Raw genomic sequence first — 19,160 nt, 5'->3', positions numbered from 1 at the left:
TAACTAACAAAATTACTAAAATTATAATTGAAAACTAAAATAATGTTAGTTGTTAAAATAACATTTTATGTTAGAACACCCACAGGTTGAATATGAAAAATTGGAAAAAAAACAGTTGGAGAAAATATCCGGTTAAACACATACCTGAGTATCCAGATAAAAAAGAACTGAATAAAGTTTTAGATAAAATTGGAACTTTTCCTCCTTTGGTATTTGCAGGAGAAACTAGGCATTTAAAAGACCAGTTAGCGGATGTTGTGGATGGTAAAGCGTTTTTACTTCAAGGCGGAGATTGTGCAGAAAGTTTTGCTGAATTTAACCCTGATAATCTAAGAGACACATTTAAATTAATTTTACAAATGTCTTTAGTTTTAACTTATTCAGCTTCTTTGCCAGTGGTTAAAGTTGGAAGAATTGCTGGTCAATTTTCAAAACCTAGAAGTTCTCCAGTTGAAAATAAAGATGGTGTGGAGCTTCCTAGTTATTTAGGTGATAACATAAATGGAATGGAATTTACCGAAAAAGCAAGAATTCCTGATCCAAAAAGATTATATAAAGCTTATTCTCAATCTGCATCAACTCTAAATCTTATAAGAGCATTCTCAAAAGGAGGTTTTGCAGATTTGAATAAAGTTCATTTATGGAATTTAGGCTACATTAAAAAAAGTCCAGAAGCTAAAAAATTTAAAGACTTAGAGGATAAAATTGCTGATGCTATAGCATTTATGAGAGCGTGTGGAATTACATCAGATTTTAACAATAGATTATACACTGTTAATTTTTGGACATCGCACGAAGCTTTACTGTTACCTTTTGAAGAAGCAATGACCAGAACAGATTCTACTACAGGTGAGAACCATGATACTTCTGCTCATTTTGTTTGGATAGGAGACAGAACAAGACAGCTTGATGGAGGACATGTGGAGTTTTGTAGAGGGATTGAAAATCCTATAGGTATTAAATGTGGACCGACTTTAAAACCAGATGATTTAATTAATCTTTGTAACCGAATTAATCCAAAAAATGAAAAAGGTAAAATAACTTTAATTTCAAGATTTGGAGCAGATAATGTTTCAAAATTTTTACCAAAATTAATTAGAGCAATTAAAAAAGAAGGATTGAATGTAATTTGGTCTTGTGACCCATGTCATGGTAACACAATTAAAGCTGCAACAGGTTTCAAAACTAGACCATTCAATAGTGTACTAAATGAGGTTAAAAATGTTTTTGCATGTCACCAAAGTGAAGGAAGTTATGCAGGAGGTCTTCACATTGAATTAACTGGTCAAGATGTAACTGAATGTATTGGTGGAGCACAAAAAATTTCTGAAGAAGATCTTTCTTCAAGATACCATACTCATTGTGATCCTAGGTTAAATGCTAATCAAGCTTTAGAATTAGCATTTATGATTTCAGATGAGATTAAAAAGAATAGCTCATATTCTAAAAATGCAGATAGAGCGGCATCTTAAGGCATTGTAAAATCTATATAATAAAATAATTTATAAATTATGAATGCCTCAGAAAAAGCCAAGTTTATATCTAATTGGATTAAAAACTATGTAGACAATATGCCTTCAAAGGCACAGTCTCTTGTTATAGGAATATCTGGAGGTATTGATTCATCTGTTTCTAGCACCTTAAGTGCTATGACAGGTTTGAAAACAATAGTTTTGTCGATGCCAATTAAACAAAAATCGCATCAACATGATTTAAGTTTAAAACACCAGGAATGGTTAGTAAAAAATTTTAAAAATGTTGAAGCACATACAATTAATTTAGATGAATTATTTTTGGCATTTAGTTCAAGTTTATCTAAATTTGACAACGAGCATGGAATGGCAAATTCTAGAGCAAGATTAAGAATGACCACTCTTTACCAAGTTGCTGCTGCTAATAAAGGAATAGTAGTTGGAACTGGTAATAAGGTAGAAGATTTTGGAGTAGGATTTTACACAAAATATGGAGATGGAGGCGTAGATATTTCTCCAATTGCAGATTGCAACAAAACTCAGGTTTGGGAACTCGGCAAAGAACTTGGTATTTTAAATGAAATTATTGAAGCAGCACCTACTGATGGTTTGTGGGATGACGGTAGAACAGATGAAGGTCAGCTTGGATTAAAATATGAAGAACTTGAGGAAGCTATGGATAATCCTAAATCTTCCAATAGAGCAAAATACGAAACTATTAGAAAACAAAATTTGCATAAAATGGAGCCTATTCCAGTATGCAAAATTCCAAATTAATCAAATAGATTCACAAATCTATAATTTAAGTATATTTCTAAAATTATGAGTAACGATATTTTTTTAACAAACAATCTTACAAACAAAAAAGAAAAATTTGTTCCAATAGATGAACAAAATATAAGAATGTATGTTTGTGGACCAACAGTTTATGATGATCCTCATATTGGTAATGCTAGACCAATAGTTGTTTTTGATATCCTTTATAAAATTTTTAAAAAAAAATATTCAAAAGTTACTTATGTTAGAAATATTACAGATGTAGATGATAAAATTATTAAATCTTCAAAAGAAAATAATATTTCAATTTCAGAGCTAACAAATAAAGTTACTGAAAGTTTTGGTGAAGATTGTAATTATTTAAATTGTGAAACACCAACTCATCAACCTAAAGCAACTGAAAATATTGATTTGATGATTGAAATGGTTTCTGAATTAATTAAAAAAGGTTTTGCTTATGTGAATAACAACCATGTTTATTTTGAGGTTAAAAAGTTTAATGATTATGGTCAGCTATCAAACAAAAAACTAGAAGACTTAATTGCAGGATCAAGGATTGAAATAAGTGAAAATAAAAAAAATTCAGAAGATTTTGTTTTATGGAAGCCATCAGCAAGTGATGAACCTTCTTGGGATTCTCCATGGGGAAAAGGAAGACCTGGATGGCATTTAGAATGTTCAGCAATGTCAAAAAAATTTTTAGGAGATGAGTTTGATGTTCATGGAGGTGGTATTGATTTAATATTCCCCCATCATGAAAATGAAATAGCACAATCAAGATGTGCTAATGATACAAAGGTATTTGCTAATTTTTGGTTGCACAATGCATTTATTACTATGTCCAATGAAAAGATGGCAAAATCTCAAGGTAACATTTTAAAAATAAAAGATTTTAGAAATAAGATAAGTGGTCAGGTTTTAAGATTAGCTTTAATGAGTGCACATTATAAACAACCATTAGATTGGAACGATAAACTTTTAGAAGATTGTCAAAATACAATTAATAAATGGTACAATGTTTATGTAGATAGTAAAAATAATGCAGATATCTCGGATGAAATTCTTCAACCTTTGTATGATGATTTAAACACACCAGGTTACATAGCAAATTTACACAAATTATATGAAAAAGCACTAAAAGGTAATGACAATGATAAAGCCTTATTTGTATCTGCTTGTCGATTTGTAGGTTTATTGAAACAAAATAAAGAGAAGTGGTTAAGTTTCAAAATGAGCAGAGCTTCTATTTCAGAGGAAGAAATTTTGAAGAAAATTGATGAGAGAAATAAATCAAGAGAGAACAAAAATTATGAAGAAGCTGATAAAATTAGAAATGAACTCTCAGACAAAGGTGTTTTAATAGAAGATAAAAATGGTAAAACGATTTGGAAATTTAAATGAGTAAAGAAAAACTTTATATTTTTGATACAACATTACGTGATGGAGCACAGACACAAGGAGTAGATTTTTCTATCGATGATAAAGAAAAAATTTCATCTGCATTGGATTTGTTGGGAGTAGATTATGTTGAAGGAGGATGGCCTGGAGCTAATCCAACAGATACAGAATTTTTTAATAAAGATCATGATTTTAAATCAACTAAATTAACTGCGTTTGGTATGACAAAAAAATCAGAGCATAGTGCTGAAAATGATCCAATGTTATCATCATTAATAAATTCAAAAAGCTCATCTGTTTGTTTATTTGGTAAATCATGGGATTTTCAAGTGAAAGTTGCCTTAGGAATAACTAACGAACAAAATTTAATGAACATAAGTGAAAGTACCAAACATATTGTTAAATCAGGTAAAGAATTTATGTTTGATGCTGAACATTTCTTTGATGGTTATAAATCCAATCCAGAATACGCTTTGTCTTGTTTAAAAGCTGCGTTTGAAAATGGAGCTAGATGGATTGTATTGTGTGATACTAATGGTGGGACGCTACCACATGAAATTTCTAAAATTGTAACTGAAGTAACCAAACATATTCCGGGAAAAAATTTAGGAATACACGCTCATAATGATACTGAAAATGCTGTTGCTAATAGTCTTGCAGCAGTTCAAGCTGGCGTAAGACAAGTTCAAGGTACTATAAATGGATTAGGTGAAAGATGTGGTAATGCAAACTTGATGTCATTAATACCCTCATTCTTTTTAAAGAAAGATTTTTCTGATAAATTTGAACTAAGTATCAAGAGAGATAATTTAAAAAATTTAACTCAATGCTCAAGATTACTAGATGAAATATTAAATAGAAAACCTAACAAACATTTACCTTATGTTGGTGCATCAGCTTTTTCCCACAAAGGTGGGATGCATGTGTCTGCAGTTCAAAAAGATCCAAAAACTTATGAGCACATCAGTCCTGAAGAGGTTGGAAATTCTAGAAATATTGTAGTTTCTGATCAATCAGGACAATCAAATATTATGTCTAGATTAAATTCAATTGGGATTAATGTTCAGAAAAGTGACCCAAAAATAAAAAAACTTTTAGATGAAGTAAAAGACAGAGAGTTCATTGGCTACAGTTATGATGGTGCAGATGCATCTTTTGAATTACTTGCGAGAAGATTGATGGGAGAGATACCAAGATATATTTCAATTAATGAGTATGATGTTTCAGTAAAGAAAGATAAAACTGGAGAGATTATATCTTATGCGAAAGCGCAATTAGAAGTAGATGGAGACAAAATTTTATGCGAAGGACAAGGAAACGGACCTGTTAATGCTTTAGATAATGCGATCAGAAAGAATGTAAATAAACTTGCTAAATATTCTGAGTACTTGAAAGATTTAAGACTTGTTGACTATAAAGTTAGAATTCTAAATACAGGTACAGAAGCAGTTACCAGAGTTAGTATTGAAAGCACAGACTCCAAAGGAGTGAACTGGTTCACAATTGGAGTGTCACCCAATATAATTGACGCCTCATTTAAAGCTTTAGTGGATAGTTTAGATTATAAATTATTTAAGGATAAAGCACCTGGAAGTTTATAAAAATGAAAATTAAAAAATTTTCAGAAAAACCAACAGATATCGATAGTAGAATAGGGGCAAAGCCTATCGTTTGTTATCCAAATACCACTATTGAAGATAAAAATTTAAGTATTTTACATTCTGCAAGAGAACATTTGATTAAAAAAGATGAAGTAATTATTCCTCCTAGAGATGCAAAAACGTTCGAGGTAAAATTTGGTGAGTTTTTTAGAATTGAAAGTGTAGATGGCCCACAAGTAGGAGATCTAAATTTATTTAATTTAAATAATTTAGAGGAAAAATTTTATTCAGGAAAAACAAGAGCTTTATATGGAACGCATCTATCCGTTGGAGACAAAATGTTTAGCAGTTTTCCATACCTTAGGTCTTTAGCGACAATAACTTGGGACACTTTGGATTGGTATGATTATGATAAAGATGGTGGCTCTGTTCATGATGTAATTGGAACCAGATGTGATCCTTATACGTCAAAACTTTTAAGTGATAATGATTACCACTATTGTTGCCATTCAAATCTAACAAGAGCATTAGTTAAAGAAAAAAATGTTCAGCTAGATCATGCAGAAAAATTAGTTCATGATGTATTAAATGTATTTATGTTAACTGGTTTTACTAATGACACCAAACAATACTTTATGAAAGCTAGTCCTGTTAGACCAGGGGATTATTTAGAGTTTTTTGCTGAAACAGATTTGTTGGGCGCACTTTCAGCTTGTCCTGGAGGAGATTGTGGATCCGAACACTCTTCTGATGTTGCAAAATGTTATCCATTAAAAGTTTCTATTTGGTCTATAGATCCCAAGTATTTAACAGGCATTAAATCATCTGCTGTTTCTAGTTATAACAGAAATCATGGCATTGATTAATGTCAGTTAATAATATTTCTTTCATTTTACATAAGCCTCAGCTTTCAGAAAATATTGGAGCTTGCGCCAGAGGAATGAAAAATTTTAATTTTAAAAAATTAATTGTTGTTAATCCTAAACCAATATTTCCTAACGATAAAATTTTAGCAACTTCTGTTGGTGCTAAGAATATTATAAACAAAACAAAGAATTATGAAAATTTAGAAAAATCTTTAAAGAATATCGATATTGTTATTGCAACATCAGCGAGATTTAGAAATAAAAATATCAAGCATATTCAATTAGAACATTTAAAAAAAATTAATTATAAAAAAAAAGTAGCTTTTCTGCTTGGATCAGAAGCATCAGGTTTATCCAATAATGAAATTAGTTATGCCAATTACACCCTTCAAATTCCAACAAATCCTGATTTCAAGTCATTAAACCTATCCCATAGTTTGATTATTATTGCTCAATATGTATCAAGTATTCTTAATTCAAAAGTGTCCTCTTTTAATAAATCAAATAAAGTAAAATCCGCCTCTAAAAAAGAGATTGCTGCTATGGCTAATTTATGCATCCAGAATCTAGAGGAGATTAATTTCTTCAAATCAAAAGAGAAGAAGCCAATAATGCTTGAAAACTTAAGAAATATCTTTTACCGAATGGAATTATCAACTAAAGAAACACGTATTTTATCAGGTGTATTTGCGAGTTTAGGTAAAAAACGTTGATTGACAAAAGTAAGAGTAAGTTTATAAAGCCCACTATTAAATGACAAAAAGATTAAACTCTAAACATAAAGTAGACAGAAGATTAAAGGTTAACCTATGGGGAAGACCAAAAAGTCCTTTTAATACTAGAGCTTATGGACCTGGTCAGCATGGTCAAACAAAAACATCTAAGCCTTCAGATTATGGAATTCAGTTACAAGCTAAACAAAAACTAAAAGCTTACTACGGAAATATAAATGAAAAACAATTCAGAAATATATACAAAAAAGCAGTTATGCTTAAGGGTGATACGGGTGAAAATTTAATTGGTCTATTAGAGAGAAGATTAGATGCAATTATTTATAGAGCAAAATTTGCAACAACTATTTTTTCAGCTAGACAATTAATCAATCACGGTCATGTTAGAGTAAATGGCAAGAAAGTTAATATTGGAAGCTATTTAGTAAAAGAAGAGGATACAATTGAAATTAGAGACAAATCTAAGCAATTAGCAATCATTGATATCGCTCTAGCAAATAAAGAAAGAGAAACACCAGAATACATCCAAATGGATGAGAAAAATAAAAAATTAAAATTTGTAAGAGTTCCTAAATTTGAAGAAGTTCCTTATCCTGTAATAATGGAACCCAATCTTGTAATTGAATATTACTCTAGATAATTTCTAAATTTAATTTTTAAAATTAATACCTTTATCCTCAAGAACTTTTTTAAGCTCTCCGTTTTCGTACATTTCTTTTACGATATCACATCCACCAACAAATTCTTTTTTAATATACAATTGAGGAATTGTTGGCCAATCACTGTAAACTTTAATACCTTCTCTGATGTTTTGATCTTCTAAAACATTTACTCCTTTAAAATTTACTTCAAGAATTTTTAACATGTTTGAGACAGCCATTGAAAAACCACACTGTGGAGCATCTGGAGTTCCTTTCATAAATAAACAAACATCATTGTTGTCTATATAATTTTGAATTATATTTTTTGTATTATCGTCCATTATTGCTCCTTTGTTTTAATTGCTAGGGCATGTAATTCATTTCCCATACGTCCTTTTAGAGAATTATATACCATTTTATGTTGTTCAATTTTACTTTTCCCTGAAAACTGAGAAGAAGTCACAGTCGCTGAATAATGATTTCCATCACCTGCTAAATCTTGAATTTCTACAACCGCATCAGGCATTGCTTCTTTAATTAAACTCTCAATATCTTTTAAATCCATTGCCATTAGTTACTCATATAATCTGTAAGCCACTTTGTATTTGAACTTGTTAATTCGTCAATTGTAACTTTTGTCTTATCATTAATATATAGCTCATTTTCAATAATTGTTCCAAGTTCATCAAAATGAACAGCATTTTTATTCAATATATCTGTGACTTTTTTTAAATCTTTTTCACCAACCTCAATAATGTAACGTCCTTGATCTTCGCCAAAGAAATACTCCAATTCATTAATTAAATATTTTGGTTTGTTTAAATTTATTCCTTTTTTACCTTTGATGCACATTTTGGCTACCGCTGTAATAATTCCACCTAAAGAAACATCATGAGCACTTTTGATGAGATTGCTTTCGACAAGTTTCAATAAAGTTTCTCCATTATTTTTTTCATTAAATAAATTTATTTCAGGAGGAGGACCATTTTTTTCACCTAATATATTCCTTGCAAATATAGTTTGATCCAAATGTCCCTCTGTTTTTCCAACAACCAAAACCACATTATCAATCTTTTTAAAATCCATAGTGATCATTTTATTATAATCCTTTATCAAACCTACACCTCCAATAGCAGGAGTTGGTTTTATACCTTCATCTTTAGTTTGATTGTAAAAAGATACATTTCCTGAAACTACTGGGAATTTTAAATATTCACTTGCTTCACCAATTCCTTGAACACATTCGACAAACTCACCCATATTCTCTTCATTTTCAGGGCTTCCAAAATTTAAACAATTTGTAATAGCTATAGGTTTTGCACCAACAGCAATTAAATTTCTAAAACTTTCGCAAACAACTTGTTTTCCACCTGTAAGAGGGTGAGCCCAACAATATACAGCAGAACTGTCGACTGAAGCAGCTACAGCTTTATTTGTCCCGTGCACTCTTACGACTCCAGCATCTCCACCTGGTTTTTGAATAGTGTCACCCATTACCGTATGATCATACTGCTGCCAAATCCAATCTTTGCTACAAATATTTGGGTTTGCTAAAACTTTTTTCAGAACATCTATAATTTTGAAATTTTTTAAATCTTCTTTTTTAACTTTTTTTTTTTTGGGTAGCTTTGCTTTTTTCCATTTACGATCGTACATAGGTGAATTTTCGACTAATGTATTTACTGGGATGTCAACAACCTTTTCATTGTCAAAGTAAAGTTGTATTTTTTTTGAATTAGTAGTTTTGCCAATTACTGCAAAATCTAAATTCCATTTATCAAATATTTTTTTTGCTTGTTTTTCTTTTCCATTTTCTAAAACAATTAACATTCTTTCTTGGCTTTCAGAGAGCATAATTTCATAAGGTGTCATCTTAGTTTCTCTGCAAGGAACTTTGTTTAGATTTATTTCAATTCCAAGATTTCCTTTTGATGCCATTTCTATACTTGATGATGTTAATCCAGCAGCTCCCATATCTTGTATAGCTATAATTGAGTCTCCAGCCATTAATTCTAAACAAGCTTCTAGTAGTAGTTTTTCAGTAAATGGATCTCCAACTTGAACAGTGGGTTTCTTTTCCTCTATTTTGTCATCAAAACTTGCTGAAGCCATACTAGCTCCATGAATTCCATCTCTACCTGTTTTTGAACCAACATAAATAACTGGCTTGTTTAAACCAGCTGCTTTTGAGTAAAAAATCTTATCTTTTTTAACCAATCCCAAGGTCATTGCATTAACCAAGATATTACCATTATATGAACTATCAAAACTTGTTTGTCCTGCAACAGTTGGAACACCCATACAATTTCCATATCCTCCAATTCCATGAACTACACCTCTTAGCAGATTTTTTGTTTTTTTGTGTTGAGGGGAACCAAAATGAATTGAGTTTAAATTTGCAATAGGTCTAGCACCCATTGTAAACACATCCCTCATAATCCCACCAACACCAGTTGCTGCACCTTGATAGGGTTCAATAAAAGATGGGTGGTTATGGCTTTCAATTTTAAAAACAATGGCATCATTATCTTCAATATCAATAACACCAGCGTTTTCACCAGGACCTTGAATAACTTTTTTTCCTTTTGTTGGAAGTTTTTTCAAATGAAGTCTGGATGATTTATATGAGCAATGCTCATTCCACATTGCTGAAAAAATACCAAGTTCAGTAATATTTGGAGTTCTTTTTAATAATTCACAAATTTTAGCATATTCATCTTTTTTTAAACCATGATCAATAGCTACTTGTTCGTTTACTATCATTTTAAATTATTAATTAAATTATTAAAAAAAATTGAACCATCTTCTCCTGATAAACAATTATCAATCATTCTTTCAGGATGAGGCATCATACCTAAAACATTTTTTTCTTTATTAAAAATACCAGCAATATTTTTAATTGAACCGTTTGGATTGAATTTTTCTTCTATTTTACCATTTTCATCACAATAATTTATTGCAACTTGTTCATTATCTTCAATTTCTTTTAATTGATCTTTGGTACAAAAATAATTTCCTTCATTGTGAGCAATATGAAATTCCAAAACATCATTTTTAATATTATTAAAATAATTATTTGTTTTGTTATTAATTTTTACGAATACATTTTTGCAAATAAATTCTAAATATTTATTTCTTAATAAGACGCCTGGAACTAGTCCAGTTTCAACTAATATTTGAAATCCATTACAAATTCCCATTACCATACCACCAGAGTTAGCAAAATTAATGACTGACTTCATGATTTTTGATTTAGATGCCATACTCCCACATCTTAAATAGTCACCATATGAAAATCCTCCTGGTAAAACAATTAAATCACTTTTTGGAAGTTCAACATCATCATGCCAAACCATTTTATTTTTAAATCCAAATTTTCTTAGAGCAACATCCATATCTCTATCGCAATTGGATCCAGGAAAAGTAATGACAGATGATTTCATTGATTACTTTAGATCAATAATTTTATAGTTTTCAATTACAAGATTGGCTAAAAGTTTTTTGCACATTTCTTCAACTTTATCTTTAGCTTTTTTTGGATCATTTTCTTTTGTATCAATTTCAAAATATTTACCTTGTCTAACTTCATTAACATCATCAAAGCCCATTCCATCTAAAGTTTGATGAATAACTTTACCTTGTGGATCTAAAACATCTTTTTTTAAAGTAATTATTACTGAGATTTTCATTTTTTCTTTCTCTTAACAGATGATAGTTTTGTTACATTCACGGCACTTACATTTGATTGTTCATGCAAAATACCTAATCTTTTAGCAACTTCTGTGTAGGCTGGAATTAAATCACCTAAATCTTTTCTAAATCTGTCTTTATCAAGTTTTTTATCAGTTATACTGTCCCAAAGTCTGCATGTATCTGGGCTAATTTCATCTGCAAGTATTACTTCTTGCTTCCCATTAGACTTTAACCTTCCAAATTCTAGTTTGAAATCAATCAATTTAATTCCAACTCCTCTGAACATTCCAATCATAAAGTCATTAATTCTTAGTATCATTTTCTTGACTTTATCAATTTCGTTCTTGCTAGCCCAATCGAAAGCTATTATGTGCTCTTCTGCAATTAGAGGGTCACCTAATTTGTCATCTTTTAAGCAGTATTCAATTAATGGTTCTTTTAAAACAGTTCCATCCTCAACACCTAGTCTTTTAGTAATAGATCCTGTAGCAACATTTCTAACAATAAATTCAATTGGAATTATCTCAACTAGTTTTATTATTTGTTCACGCATATTTAATCTTTTCACTAAATGATTTTTAATTCCTATTTGAGATAAATTTGAGAGAATATGTTCAGATATTCTATTGTTTAAAACACCTTTACCTTCAATTGTAGTTTTTTTTTGATTATTGAATGCCGTTGCATCATCTTTAAAATATTGAATAACTATATTTTTATCATTTGTTGCATAAATGATTTTTGCTTTACCTTCGTATAGTTTTTTTCCTTTTTTCATTATTTAAAAACTCTTCTAAAGATCAAATTCACATTTTTAAAGTGTTTTGCGTAACTAAATATTGATTTTAGCCTTTTCGAAGGAATTTTACTCATAATAAACTTATCACTAGATATCACGTCTAATAAGTTTAGGTTTTCTGCAAAACATTTTTTCGCATACGATTGAACCATTCTGTAAGATTTTTCTCTACTTAAACCAGATTTTGTTAATTCTAGCATAACTTCTTGAGAGAAAATTAGCCCTTTTGTTATATTCAAGTTTTCTAACATTTTTTTAGGATAAACAATCATGTTGTCTAAAATATTTGTTAATCTAACCAATGCAAAGTCTGTTGTAATATTTGCATCGGGACCGATGTTTCTTTCAACACTTGAGTGTGAAATATCTCTTTCATGCCATAGCGCTATATTTTCTAAAGCTGGTATCACAGCACTTCTAACCATTCTAGCTAAACCAGTTAAATTTTCACTTAAAATTGGATTTTTCTTGTGAGGCATCGCGGATGATCCTTTTTGATTTTTCGAAAAATACTCTTGTAATTCATAAACTTCTGTTCTTTGTAAATGCCTTATTTCAATTGCAACTCTCTCAATTGACCCTGCAATAATACCTAAAACTGAAAAATAAAATGCATGTCGATCTCTTGGAATAACTTGCGTTGAAATAGGTTCAATTTTTAAACCTAATTTTTTTGCAACATGTTTTTCTACATTAGGGCTTATATTTGCAAAAGTCCCAACGGCTCCTGATATTGCACACGTGGATACCTCGTCTATTGCATCTTTAAGTCTTCTTCTGTTTCTTTTAAATTCCTCATAAAAAGAAGCTAATTTTAATCCAAAAGTAACTGGTTCAGCATGAATTCCATGACTTCTTCCCATACATGGAGTCATTTTATATTTTTTTGCTTGCTTCTTAAGTACTTTTAAAATTTGATCGATATCTTTAAGAATTATTTTTCCAGATTGAACTAATTGAATATTAAAACTGGTATCAAGTACATCTGATGAAGTCATACCTTGATGTAAATATCTTGCTTTAATTCCTGCTTTTTCTGTAACAGAGGTAAGAAATGCTATAACATCATGTTTAACTTCAGATTCAATTTTATGAATTCTATTGACATTGATAACTGCTTTTTTTCTAACAATCGAAGCTACTCCTCTTGGTATTTGACCAAGTTTTTCCATAGCCTCAGCAGCTGCAACTTCTACATCTAGCCAAATTTTATATTTATTTTCCTCTGACCAAATATCAGTTAGTTCTTTTCGAGAGTATCTTTTAATCATTAATTATAAGTATGGAGGCTTTGAATAACCTTTAGCAGATTCTGTAAAGATTTCATAACCATTTTCAGTAATTCCTAATGTATGTTCAAATTGAGCAGATAAAGATTTATCTTTTGTGACAGCAGTCCAACCATCATTTAACATTTTAACATCATATTTACCTGAATTTATCATTGGCTCTATTGTAAAAGTCATTCCAGGTTTTAACTCTGGTCCTGAGTTTTTACTTCCATAATGTAAAATGTTTGGTGGTTCATGAAATGTTGTACTTATACCGTGACCACAAAAATCTCTAACAACAGAGTATCCTTTTTCTTCAACAAATGATTGAATTTCGTGACCAATATCACCTAATTTAATTCCTGGTTTTAAAATTCTAATTGCTCTCATCATAGACTCGTAAGTAGCATCTATTAGATTGTTTAATTTAATTGGTGTTTTACCAATGCAAAACATTCTACTGGTATCACCATAATGTTCATCTACAATTGCAGTAACATCAACATTCACCGCATCACCATCTCTCAAAACTCTATCTGAAGGAATTCCATGACATACAACATGATTTAATGAAGTACATAAAGATTTTGTAAAACCTCTATAGTAAAGTGGAGCAGAGTGTCCTCCGTTATCTCTTATAAACTCATATCCCAATTTATCTATATAGTCTGTAGAGACACCTTCCTTAATGTTATCGGTTAACATATCAAGTGTCCTTGATGCTAAATCACCAGCAACTCTCATTTTTTCAAATTTTTCTTTATAATCACTCATCTAAAATTTTAAGTTTTTTATCTATAATAATTTTTTTTGAACTTATATCACATCTATAAGCTAGAAAATTTACTCCGGCTCTTTTAGCTTTTTTATAATTTTCATAATATTCTTCATCGATATCTTTAGCTATTTTAAAATATTTCATATTTTGAATTTGAACTAAAAATATCAGATAACCTTTATAACCTTTATTTATGGCATCAATAAGAGTTAATAAGTGCTTAGATCCTCTTGAAGTAATAGCATCTGGAAACTCAGCAGTTTCTTTATCTCTAAATAAAGTAACATTCTTGACCTCAACAAAGCTTTTTTTATTTTTTTTTTCTAGCAAAAAATCAAATCTAGTTTCCTTATTAAAGAATACCTCTGGTTTTATTTTATCGTTATTTTTTAATTCTTTGATCAAATTATTTTCGATAGCATGATTTACTATCTTGTTAGCCATATGAGTATTGACACCTACTAAATTATTTCTTGATTTAATTATTTCAAGTCCAAACTTTAGTTTTCTCTTAGGGTTATTATTTGGTAGTAAATAAACTTCATTACCTTCATCTAATAAACCTTTCATAGAACCCGTGTTAGGACAATGAGCTGTGACAATTTCTTTACCAAGTTTTATGTCGGTAAAAAACCTTTTGTAACGTTTGATTAGTTTGCCTTTTACTAAAGACTTGGTAAATTCCATGAGTAAATTATATATTTCATATGGATAAAAAAGCAAAATTTAAAGCTTCAATTTTAATTATTGGTAATGAAATTTTATCTGGAAGAACACAAGACACTAATACCTCAACATTAGCAACTTGGTTAAATTCTATAGGGGTAAAGGTTGAGGAAGTTAGAGTAATTCCCGATGTTGAAAATATTATAGTTGAAACACTAAATTTACTTAGATTAAAATATGATTATGTTTTTACAACTGGTGGTATTGGACCTACTCACGATGATATAACAGCTCAATCAGTTTCAAAAGCATTTGGAATAAAATACGAAGTTCACAAGGAAGCTTTCAAAATTCTAGAAGAATATTATCAACCTGGAGAATTTAATGAGGGAAGACAAAAAATGGCATGGATGCCTGAAAATGCAAATCTTATTTTAAATCCAACAAGTGGTGCTCCAGGATTTAATGTTGAGAATGTTTACTCACTACCAGGAGTTCCTTCTATATTAAAATCCATGTTAGGTGGATTAACAAATAATATAGTTGGAGGTGAACCAATCAAAAGTTTAACTATAAGTTTAAGAACAGTTGAAAGTGAAATAGCAAGTTCATTAACAAAAGTACAAAATAATAATTTGGACGTAGAGATTGGCAGTTACCCATTTTTTCATGCTGGTAAGCTTGGTGTATCGATAGTTATTAGATCAGAAGATCAAAATAAAATTGATGATTGTAATTCGCAGATTTTAAAATTTGTAAATGAAAAAAAAATTGAGGTAGTTGAGCGCTAATGTTGTATTTTGCTTACGGTAGCAATCTTCATCATTTTCAAATGAAACGAAGATGTAAAGACAGTGTTTTTTTAAAAAAAATAAACTTAAAAGATTTTAAATTAACATTTAGAAGTAAATACAGAGCAGCAGATATAGAGCCAAAAAAAAATTCGATCGTACCAGGTGGATTATTTGAAATATCAAAAAGTGATGAGAAAAAGTTGGATGTTTATGAGGATTTTCCAATTTTATATAAAAAACACTATTTTTATTATTATGGAAAAAAAGTCATGACTTATACAATGGTCAAGAAATCTCCATTTAAGTTTCCTACAGAAAGATATCTAAACATAGTTAAAAGAGGATATAAAGATTGCAAGTTAGATAAAAAATTTCTAACAAAAGCTTTACAATTTTAATTGAAATGTTTTTACACACAAAATTAGAAGATCAAAAAAATCCAATAAGAGTAGCTTTTATTGGATGTGGAAAATTTGTAAGTATGTTTTTATCTCAATATTCTAACTTAAATAAAATTAAAATTGATAGCATAGTTGACCTCAATATTGATCAAGCAAAAAGAAATTGTTTAAAAAGTGGAGTAAGTAAAGAAGAGGTATCTAAAATTAATTTTTCAACTTCTCTTGATCAAATTATTGATAGAAATATTGAAATCTTTATTGAAGCAACAGGAAACCCTATTGTAGGCACTGTCCATGCAACAAGGATCTTAAAAGAAAAGAAACATTTGATTTTAGTTAATGTAGAGGCAGATATTACATGTGGAAAATATTTATCAGATTTAGCTAGAGAAAATGGAGTTATTTGTTCGATGGCTTATGGTGATCAACCTTCGTTAATTCTAGAACAAATTGAATGGGCTAGACTTAATGGTTTTGAAGTTATTTGTGCTGGAAAAGGAACAAAATACCATCCAAGTTTTGAATATTCTACACCTGATACAGTTTGGGGTCATTATGGTTTAACTAAAGAAAGAGCAGAGAGTGAGTCAGGAATGAATCCTAAAATGTTCAATAGTTTTTTATGTGGTGATAAATCTGCAATTGAAATGTGCGCAGTAAGCAATGCTGCAAATCTTAAATGTCCTTCTAACGGATTAACTTTTCCTGCAGTTGGGGTTTATGATATAGCAAAAAAATTAATACCAAAAAAAGATGGTGGATTAATTGATTTTGAAGGTCAAGTTGAAGTTATATCAAGTATTGATCTAAATAAAAAAGATATTCCTAATGACTTGAGGTGGGGCGTATACATTGTAATTAAAGCTCAAAATGAATATGTAAAAAATTGTTTTAAAGATTATGGAATGGTCACAGATTCCTCTGGAAACTACTCGGCAATATGGAGACCTTATCATTATATTGGTTTAGAACTTGCTCAGTCCATATATTCTATAGCGCTTGATAATAGAGCAACAGGTTATACAAAAAAATATAATGCAGATGTTGCAAGTGTTGCAAAAAAAGATTTAAAAGTTGGTGAAAAGCTCGACGGGGAAGGAGGGTTTTGTACAAGAGGTAAATTAATTACATCTCAAAATTCAAAAAATGAAATGATTTTACCACTTGGTTTAACAGATAATGCAATATTGAAAAAAAATATCAACAAAGATGAAATAATAAAAATTGGTGATGTTGAGCTCAATTTGCCAAAAGAGGTAATAGACGCTAGAGATTACCAATACAATTTAATATAGTTGAGTTATAAATAATTGTGGATATAACAGTGAAATTCATTAATGCCCTCGTGGTGAAATTGGTAGACACAAAGGACTTAAAATCCTTGCCGCTTGCGGAGTGCCAGTTCGAGTCTGGCCGAGGGCACCATTAAATGAACAAACTACAAATTATTTCTGATAAAAATAATAAATCCTTAAATATAAAAAATATTTTATTAAAAAAAATTAGTTCTAATAATTTACAAAACAAAAATTTAACTATTGTTATTGGAGGTGATGGTTTTATGCTCCAAACTCTTAAAAGAAACAAAAATTCTAATAAATTTTTCTATGGAATTAACTCTGGAAACTACGGTTTTCTAATGAATAAATTTTCCTCAAAAGATATAATAAAAAACCTTTCTAAAGCAAATATGGTTTCAATTTCTCCTTTAGAGATGATTGTAAGAAATAAAAATAATCAAATCAAAAAATCTATTGCTATTAATGAAGTTTCTGTATTAAGACAGAGCAGACAAGCAGCTTCGTTATCAATTAAACAAGGTTCTAGGCAAATTATAAAAAAATTAGTTTCTGATGGAGTTTTGGTGTCTACACCTGCTGGAAGCACTGCTTACAATTTATCTGTTCATGGACCTATATTAAGTCTTCATTCAAAAAAATTATCCATATCTCCAATTAGCGCATTTAGACCAAGAAGGTGGAAGGGTAAAATAGTTAATGATAAATCTAAAATTGTTATCACAAATCTTAATCCATCCAAGAGACCCATTAGTGCAGTTGCAGATAATTTGGAAGTAAGAAATGCAAAATCTATTACTGTTAAAATAAATAATAAAATTAAGTTTAATCTTCTCTATGATAAAAATAGAAGTTTACAAAAAAAAATTAAAATTGAACAAATAAGAAAAGAAACAAGTTAGATTTAATGAATAAATTTAATCCAATTATAATAGTTGCTTTAGTTATATTTGTAGGATTTTTTGCATTTAAATTAATGTCATTCTTCAGTTGCTATGTTCGTATCGAGAATTTTGATAAGTGTTTGAAGTTAACTGCTTGGTAAAGAAAGAAGTGGTGCCCCCGCACGGATTCGAACCGCGGACCTATTGATTACAAATCAATTGCTCTACCAACTGAGCTACAAGGGCATGCGCAATAATTATTAATTATTTGTTAAATAATCAACCCTTTTTTTTTAAATAACTTAAATGATGAAACACTATTGCTGCACTATTTGATATATTCAAACTTTCTATTTCTTCATTGATGTCAATTTTGACAAAAAAATCTGCATATTTTCCAGTGTGTTGCCTCATTCCAAATCCTTCTGATCCAAAAAGTAAAATATTATTTCCCTCCCATTCGACATCAGTAAAATCTTTTTGGCCCTTTGAATCAAAACCATAAACCCAAAAATTTTTTTCTCTTAAATTTTTTAAGGTAGAATTAACATTTGAAACTTCAAAAATATTTACATGCTCCATACATCCGCTCGCTGATTTATACATTAGTTTACTATCCTTTGGAAAATGTCTCTCTTTAATTATTATACCATCAATTTTAAATGATGCTGCACTTCTAATGAGTGAACCTATATTTCTTGGATCAGTAACTTCATCCAAACATACAAAGGTTAAATTATTTTTTTCTTTAATAAATTCTTTTAATTCTGGTTGATCTAAATGTTCAATCTCAGCAACATATCCATTATGCATTAATTGTTCTTTTGATGAGTATTTGTCTAACTCTTTTTTTGATTTAAAATAGACTTTTACCTCTTCAAGAAGATTTTTATTTGGATTTTTTCTATGAATATTTTTTTTAGCATCCTCTGTCAAAAACACTCTTAAAACTTTCCTATTTGGATTACGTAATGCTTCCATTACCGCATGTTGACCAACAATAAAAAAAGACGATTTATTCATAAAATTATGATGAGTTTTACACGTTTTTTAATAGTTTTTCTTAATAAATCACGTGTTGCATTTGGAT

General features: G+C 29.8%; 21 protein-coding genes and 2 tRNA genes. 12 read left to right on the top strand and 11 right to left on the bottom strand.

Annotation, left to right across the window (positions count from 1 at the left end; genetic code table 11):
- The first annotated feature begins 92 nt into the window (after window positions 1–92).
- From ACTTA0_RS05770 to rpsD, 7 genes are read left to right on the top strand one after another with little or no spacing between them, the layout of a single operon-like run.
- Window positions 93–1,472 (top strand): class II 3-deoxy-7-phosphoheptulonate synthase, encoded by a 1,380-nt coding sequence (locus ACTTA0_RS05770; protein WP_440676400.1) that lies wholly within the window; start codon window positions 93–95, stop codon window positions 1,470–1,472.
- A 39-nt stretch (window positions 1,473–1,511) separates the two neighbouring features.
- The gene (gene nadE, locus ACTTA0_RS05765; protein ID WP_440672173.1) at window positions 1,512–2,249 is read left to right on the top strand and encodes an NAD(+) synthase; all 738 of its coding nucleotides are present in this window, start codon (window positions 1,512–1,514) and stop codon (window positions 2,247–2,249) included.
- A gap of 45 nt (window positions 2,250–2,294) precedes the next feature.
- Window positions 2,295–3,650, top strand: a complete 1,356-nt coding sequence (cysS, locus tag ACTTA0_RS05760) for a cysteine--tRNA ligase (RefSeq protein WP_440676399.1) — start codon at window positions 2,295–2,297, stop codon at window positions 3,648–3,650.
- Complete coding sequence (cimA, locus tag ACTTA0_RS05755; RefSeq protein WP_440676398.1) at window positions 3,647–5,248, top strand: citramalate synthase; 1,602 nt, start codon at window positions 3,647–3,649, stop codon at window positions 5,246–5,248. The genes cysS and cimA overlap by 4 nt, the downstream gene beginning before the upstream one ends.
- Window positions 5,249–5,250: 2 nt before the next feature.
- Window positions 5,251–6,114: an urea carboxylase-associated family protein gene (locus ACTTA0_RS05750; RefSeq protein WP_440676397.1), complete on the top strand. Its 864-nt coding sequence runs from the start codon at window positions 5,251–5,253 to the stop codon at window positions 6,112–6,114.
- Window positions 6,114–6,827, top strand: a complete 714-nt coding sequence (locus ACTTA0_RS05745; RefSeq protein ID WP_440676396.1) for an RNA methyltransferase — start codon at window positions 6,114–6,116, stop codon at window positions 6,825–6,827. Before ACTTA0_RS05750 ends, ACTTA0_RS05745 begins: the two co-directional genes overlap by 1 nt.
- Window positions 6,828–6,867: 40 nt before the next feature.
- Window positions 6,868–7,485, top strand: coding sequence for a 30S ribosomal protein S4 (gene rpsD, locus ACTTA0_RS05740; protein WP_440676395.1), 618 nt, complete (start codon window positions 6,868–6,870; stop codon window positions 7,483–7,485).
- 9 nt (window positions 7,486–7,494) lie between these two features.
- Here the strand turns inward: rpsD and grxD are convergent, their stop codons facing one another.
- Genes grxD through sfsA form a run of 9 tightly spaced genes read right to left on the bottom strand, consistent with a single transcriptional unit; the run spans window position 7,495 to window position 14,714 of the window.
- A complete protein-coding gene (gene grxD / locus ACTTA0_RS05735) occupies window positions 7,495–7,827 on the bottom strand; it encodes a Grx4 family monothiol glutaredoxin (protein WP_440676394.1) in 333 nt (110 codons plus the stop codon).
- On the bottom strand, window positions 7,827–8,057 hold the full coding sequence (locus ACTTA0_RS05730; protein ID WP_440676393.1) for a BolA/IbaG family iron-sulfur metabolism protein: 231 nt from the start codon (window positions 8,055–8,057) through the stop codon (window positions 7,827–7,829). Before ACTTA0_RS05730 ends, grxD begins: the two co-directional genes overlap by 1 nt.
- The gene (gene purL / locus ACTTA0_RS05725; RefSeq protein WP_440676392.1) at window positions 8,057–10,249 is read right to left on the bottom strand and encodes a phosphoribosylformylglycinamidine synthase subunit PurL; all 2,193 of its coding nucleotides are present in this window, start codon (window positions 10,247–10,249) and stop codon (window positions 8,057–8,059) included. Before purL ends, ACTTA0_RS05730 begins: the two co-directional genes overlap by 1 nt.
- On the bottom strand, window positions 10,246–10,929 hold the full coding sequence (purQ, locus tag ACTTA0_RS05720; protein WP_440676391.1) for a phosphoribosylformylglycinamidine synthase I: 684 nt from the start codon (window positions 10,927–10,929) through the stop codon (window positions 10,246–10,248). The genes purL and purQ overlap by 4 nt, the downstream gene beginning before the upstream one ends.
- Before the next feature lie 3 nt (window positions 10,930–10,932).
- Entirely contained in the window at window positions 10,933–11,175 is a 243-nt protein-coding gene (gene purS, locus ACTTA0_RS05715; RefSeq protein ID WP_440633465.1) for a phosphoribosylformylglycinamidine synthase subunit PurS, read from the bottom strand.
- On the bottom strand, window positions 11,172–11,957 hold the full coding sequence (gene purC, locus ACTTA0_RS05710; RefSeq protein WP_440676390.1) for a phosphoribosylaminoimidazolesuccinocarboxamide synthase: 786 nt from the start codon (window positions 11,955–11,957) through the stop codon (window positions 11,172–11,174). The genes purS and purC overlap by 4 nt, the downstream gene beginning before the upstream one ends.
- On the bottom strand, window positions 11,957–13,249 hold the full coding sequence (purB, locus tag ACTTA0_RS05705; RefSeq protein ID WP_440676389.1) for an adenylosuccinate lyase: 1,293 nt from the start codon (window positions 13,247–13,249) through the stop codon (window positions 11,957–11,959). The genes purC and purB overlap by 1 nt, the downstream gene beginning before the upstream one ends.
- A gap of 3 nt (window positions 13,250–13,252) precedes the next feature.
- Complete coding sequence (gene map / locus ACTTA0_RS05700; protein WP_440676388.1) at window positions 13,253–14,023, bottom strand: type I methionyl aminopeptidase; 771 nt, start codon at window positions 14,021–14,023, stop codon at window positions 13,253–13,255.
- Entirely contained in the window at window positions 14,016–14,714 is a 699-nt protein-coding gene (gene sfsA / locus ACTTA0_RS05695) for a DNA/RNA nuclease SfsA (RefSeq protein ID WP_440676387.1), read from the bottom strand. Before sfsA ends, map begins: the two co-directional genes overlap by 8 nt.
- Window positions 14,715–14,734: 20 nt before the next feature.
- Between sfsA and ACTTA0_RS05690 the strand changes: the two genes are divergently transcribed.
- From ACTTA0_RS05690 to ACTTA0_RS05670, 5 genes are all read left to right on the top strand, one after another.
- Window positions 14,735–15,484: a competence/damage-inducible protein A gene (locus ACTTA0_RS05690; protein WP_440672184.1), complete on the top strand. Its 750-nt coding sequence runs from the start codon at window positions 14,735–14,737 to the stop codon at window positions 15,482–15,484.
- The gene (locus tag ACTTA0_RS05685; RefSeq protein ID WP_440672185.1) at window positions 15,484–15,885 is read left to right on the top strand and encodes a gamma-glutamylcyclotransferase family protein; all 402 of its coding nucleotides are present in this window, start codon (window positions 15,484–15,486) and stop codon (window positions 15,883–15,885) included. The genes ACTTA0_RS05690 and ACTTA0_RS05685 overlap by 1 nt, the downstream gene beginning before the upstream one ends.
- A 5-nt stretch (window positions 15,886–15,890) precedes the next feature.
- Entirely contained in the window at window positions 15,891–17,183 is a 1,293-nt protein-coding gene (locus ACTTA0_RS05680; RefSeq protein ID WP_440676386.1) for an NAD(P)H-dependent oxidoreductase, read from the top strand.
- 44 nt (window positions 17,184–17,227) lie between these two features.
- A tRNA-Leu gene (locus ACTTA0_RS05675) sits at window positions 17,228–17,313 on the top strand.
- Window positions 17,314–17,317: 4 nt separating this feature from the next.
- Window positions 17,318–18,088 carry an NAD kinase gene (locus ACTTA0_RS05670; protein WP_440676385.1) on the top strand — a complete coding sequence of 257 codons (771 nt, stop codon included), beginning with the start codon at window positions 17,318–17,320 and terminating at the stop codon, window positions 18,086–18,088.
- 152 nt (window positions 18,089–18,240) lie between these two features.
- On the opposite strand, the gene ACTTA0_RS05665 is transcribed toward ACTTA0_RS05670, so the two are convergent.
- Together ACTTA0_RS05665 and rlmB are read right to left on the bottom strand one after the other, a co-directional pair.
- Window positions 18,241–18,316, bottom strand: a tRNA-Thr gene (locus ACTTA0_RS05665).
- 33 nt (window positions 18,317–18,349) lie between these two features.
- Complete coding sequence (gene rlmB / locus ACTTA0_RS05660; RefSeq protein ID WP_440676384.1) at window positions 18,350–19,093, bottom strand: 23S rRNA (guanosine(2251)-2'-O)-methyltransferase RlmB; 744 nt, start codon at window positions 19,091–19,093, stop codon at window positions 18,350–18,352.
- Window positions 19,094–19,160 lie beyond the last annotated feature (67 nt).

Origin of the sequence: Candidatus Pelagibacter sp. HIMB1593, assembly GCF_052047755.1 — a bacterium.
In the GTDB taxonomy this organism is placed as follows: Bacteria; Pseudomonadota; Alphaproteobacteria; order Pelagibacterales; family Pelagibacteraceae; genus Pelagibacter.
The sequence above is the reverse complement of the archived record's forward strand: the minus strand, read 5'-3'. Positions and strand labels throughout refer to the sequence as shown.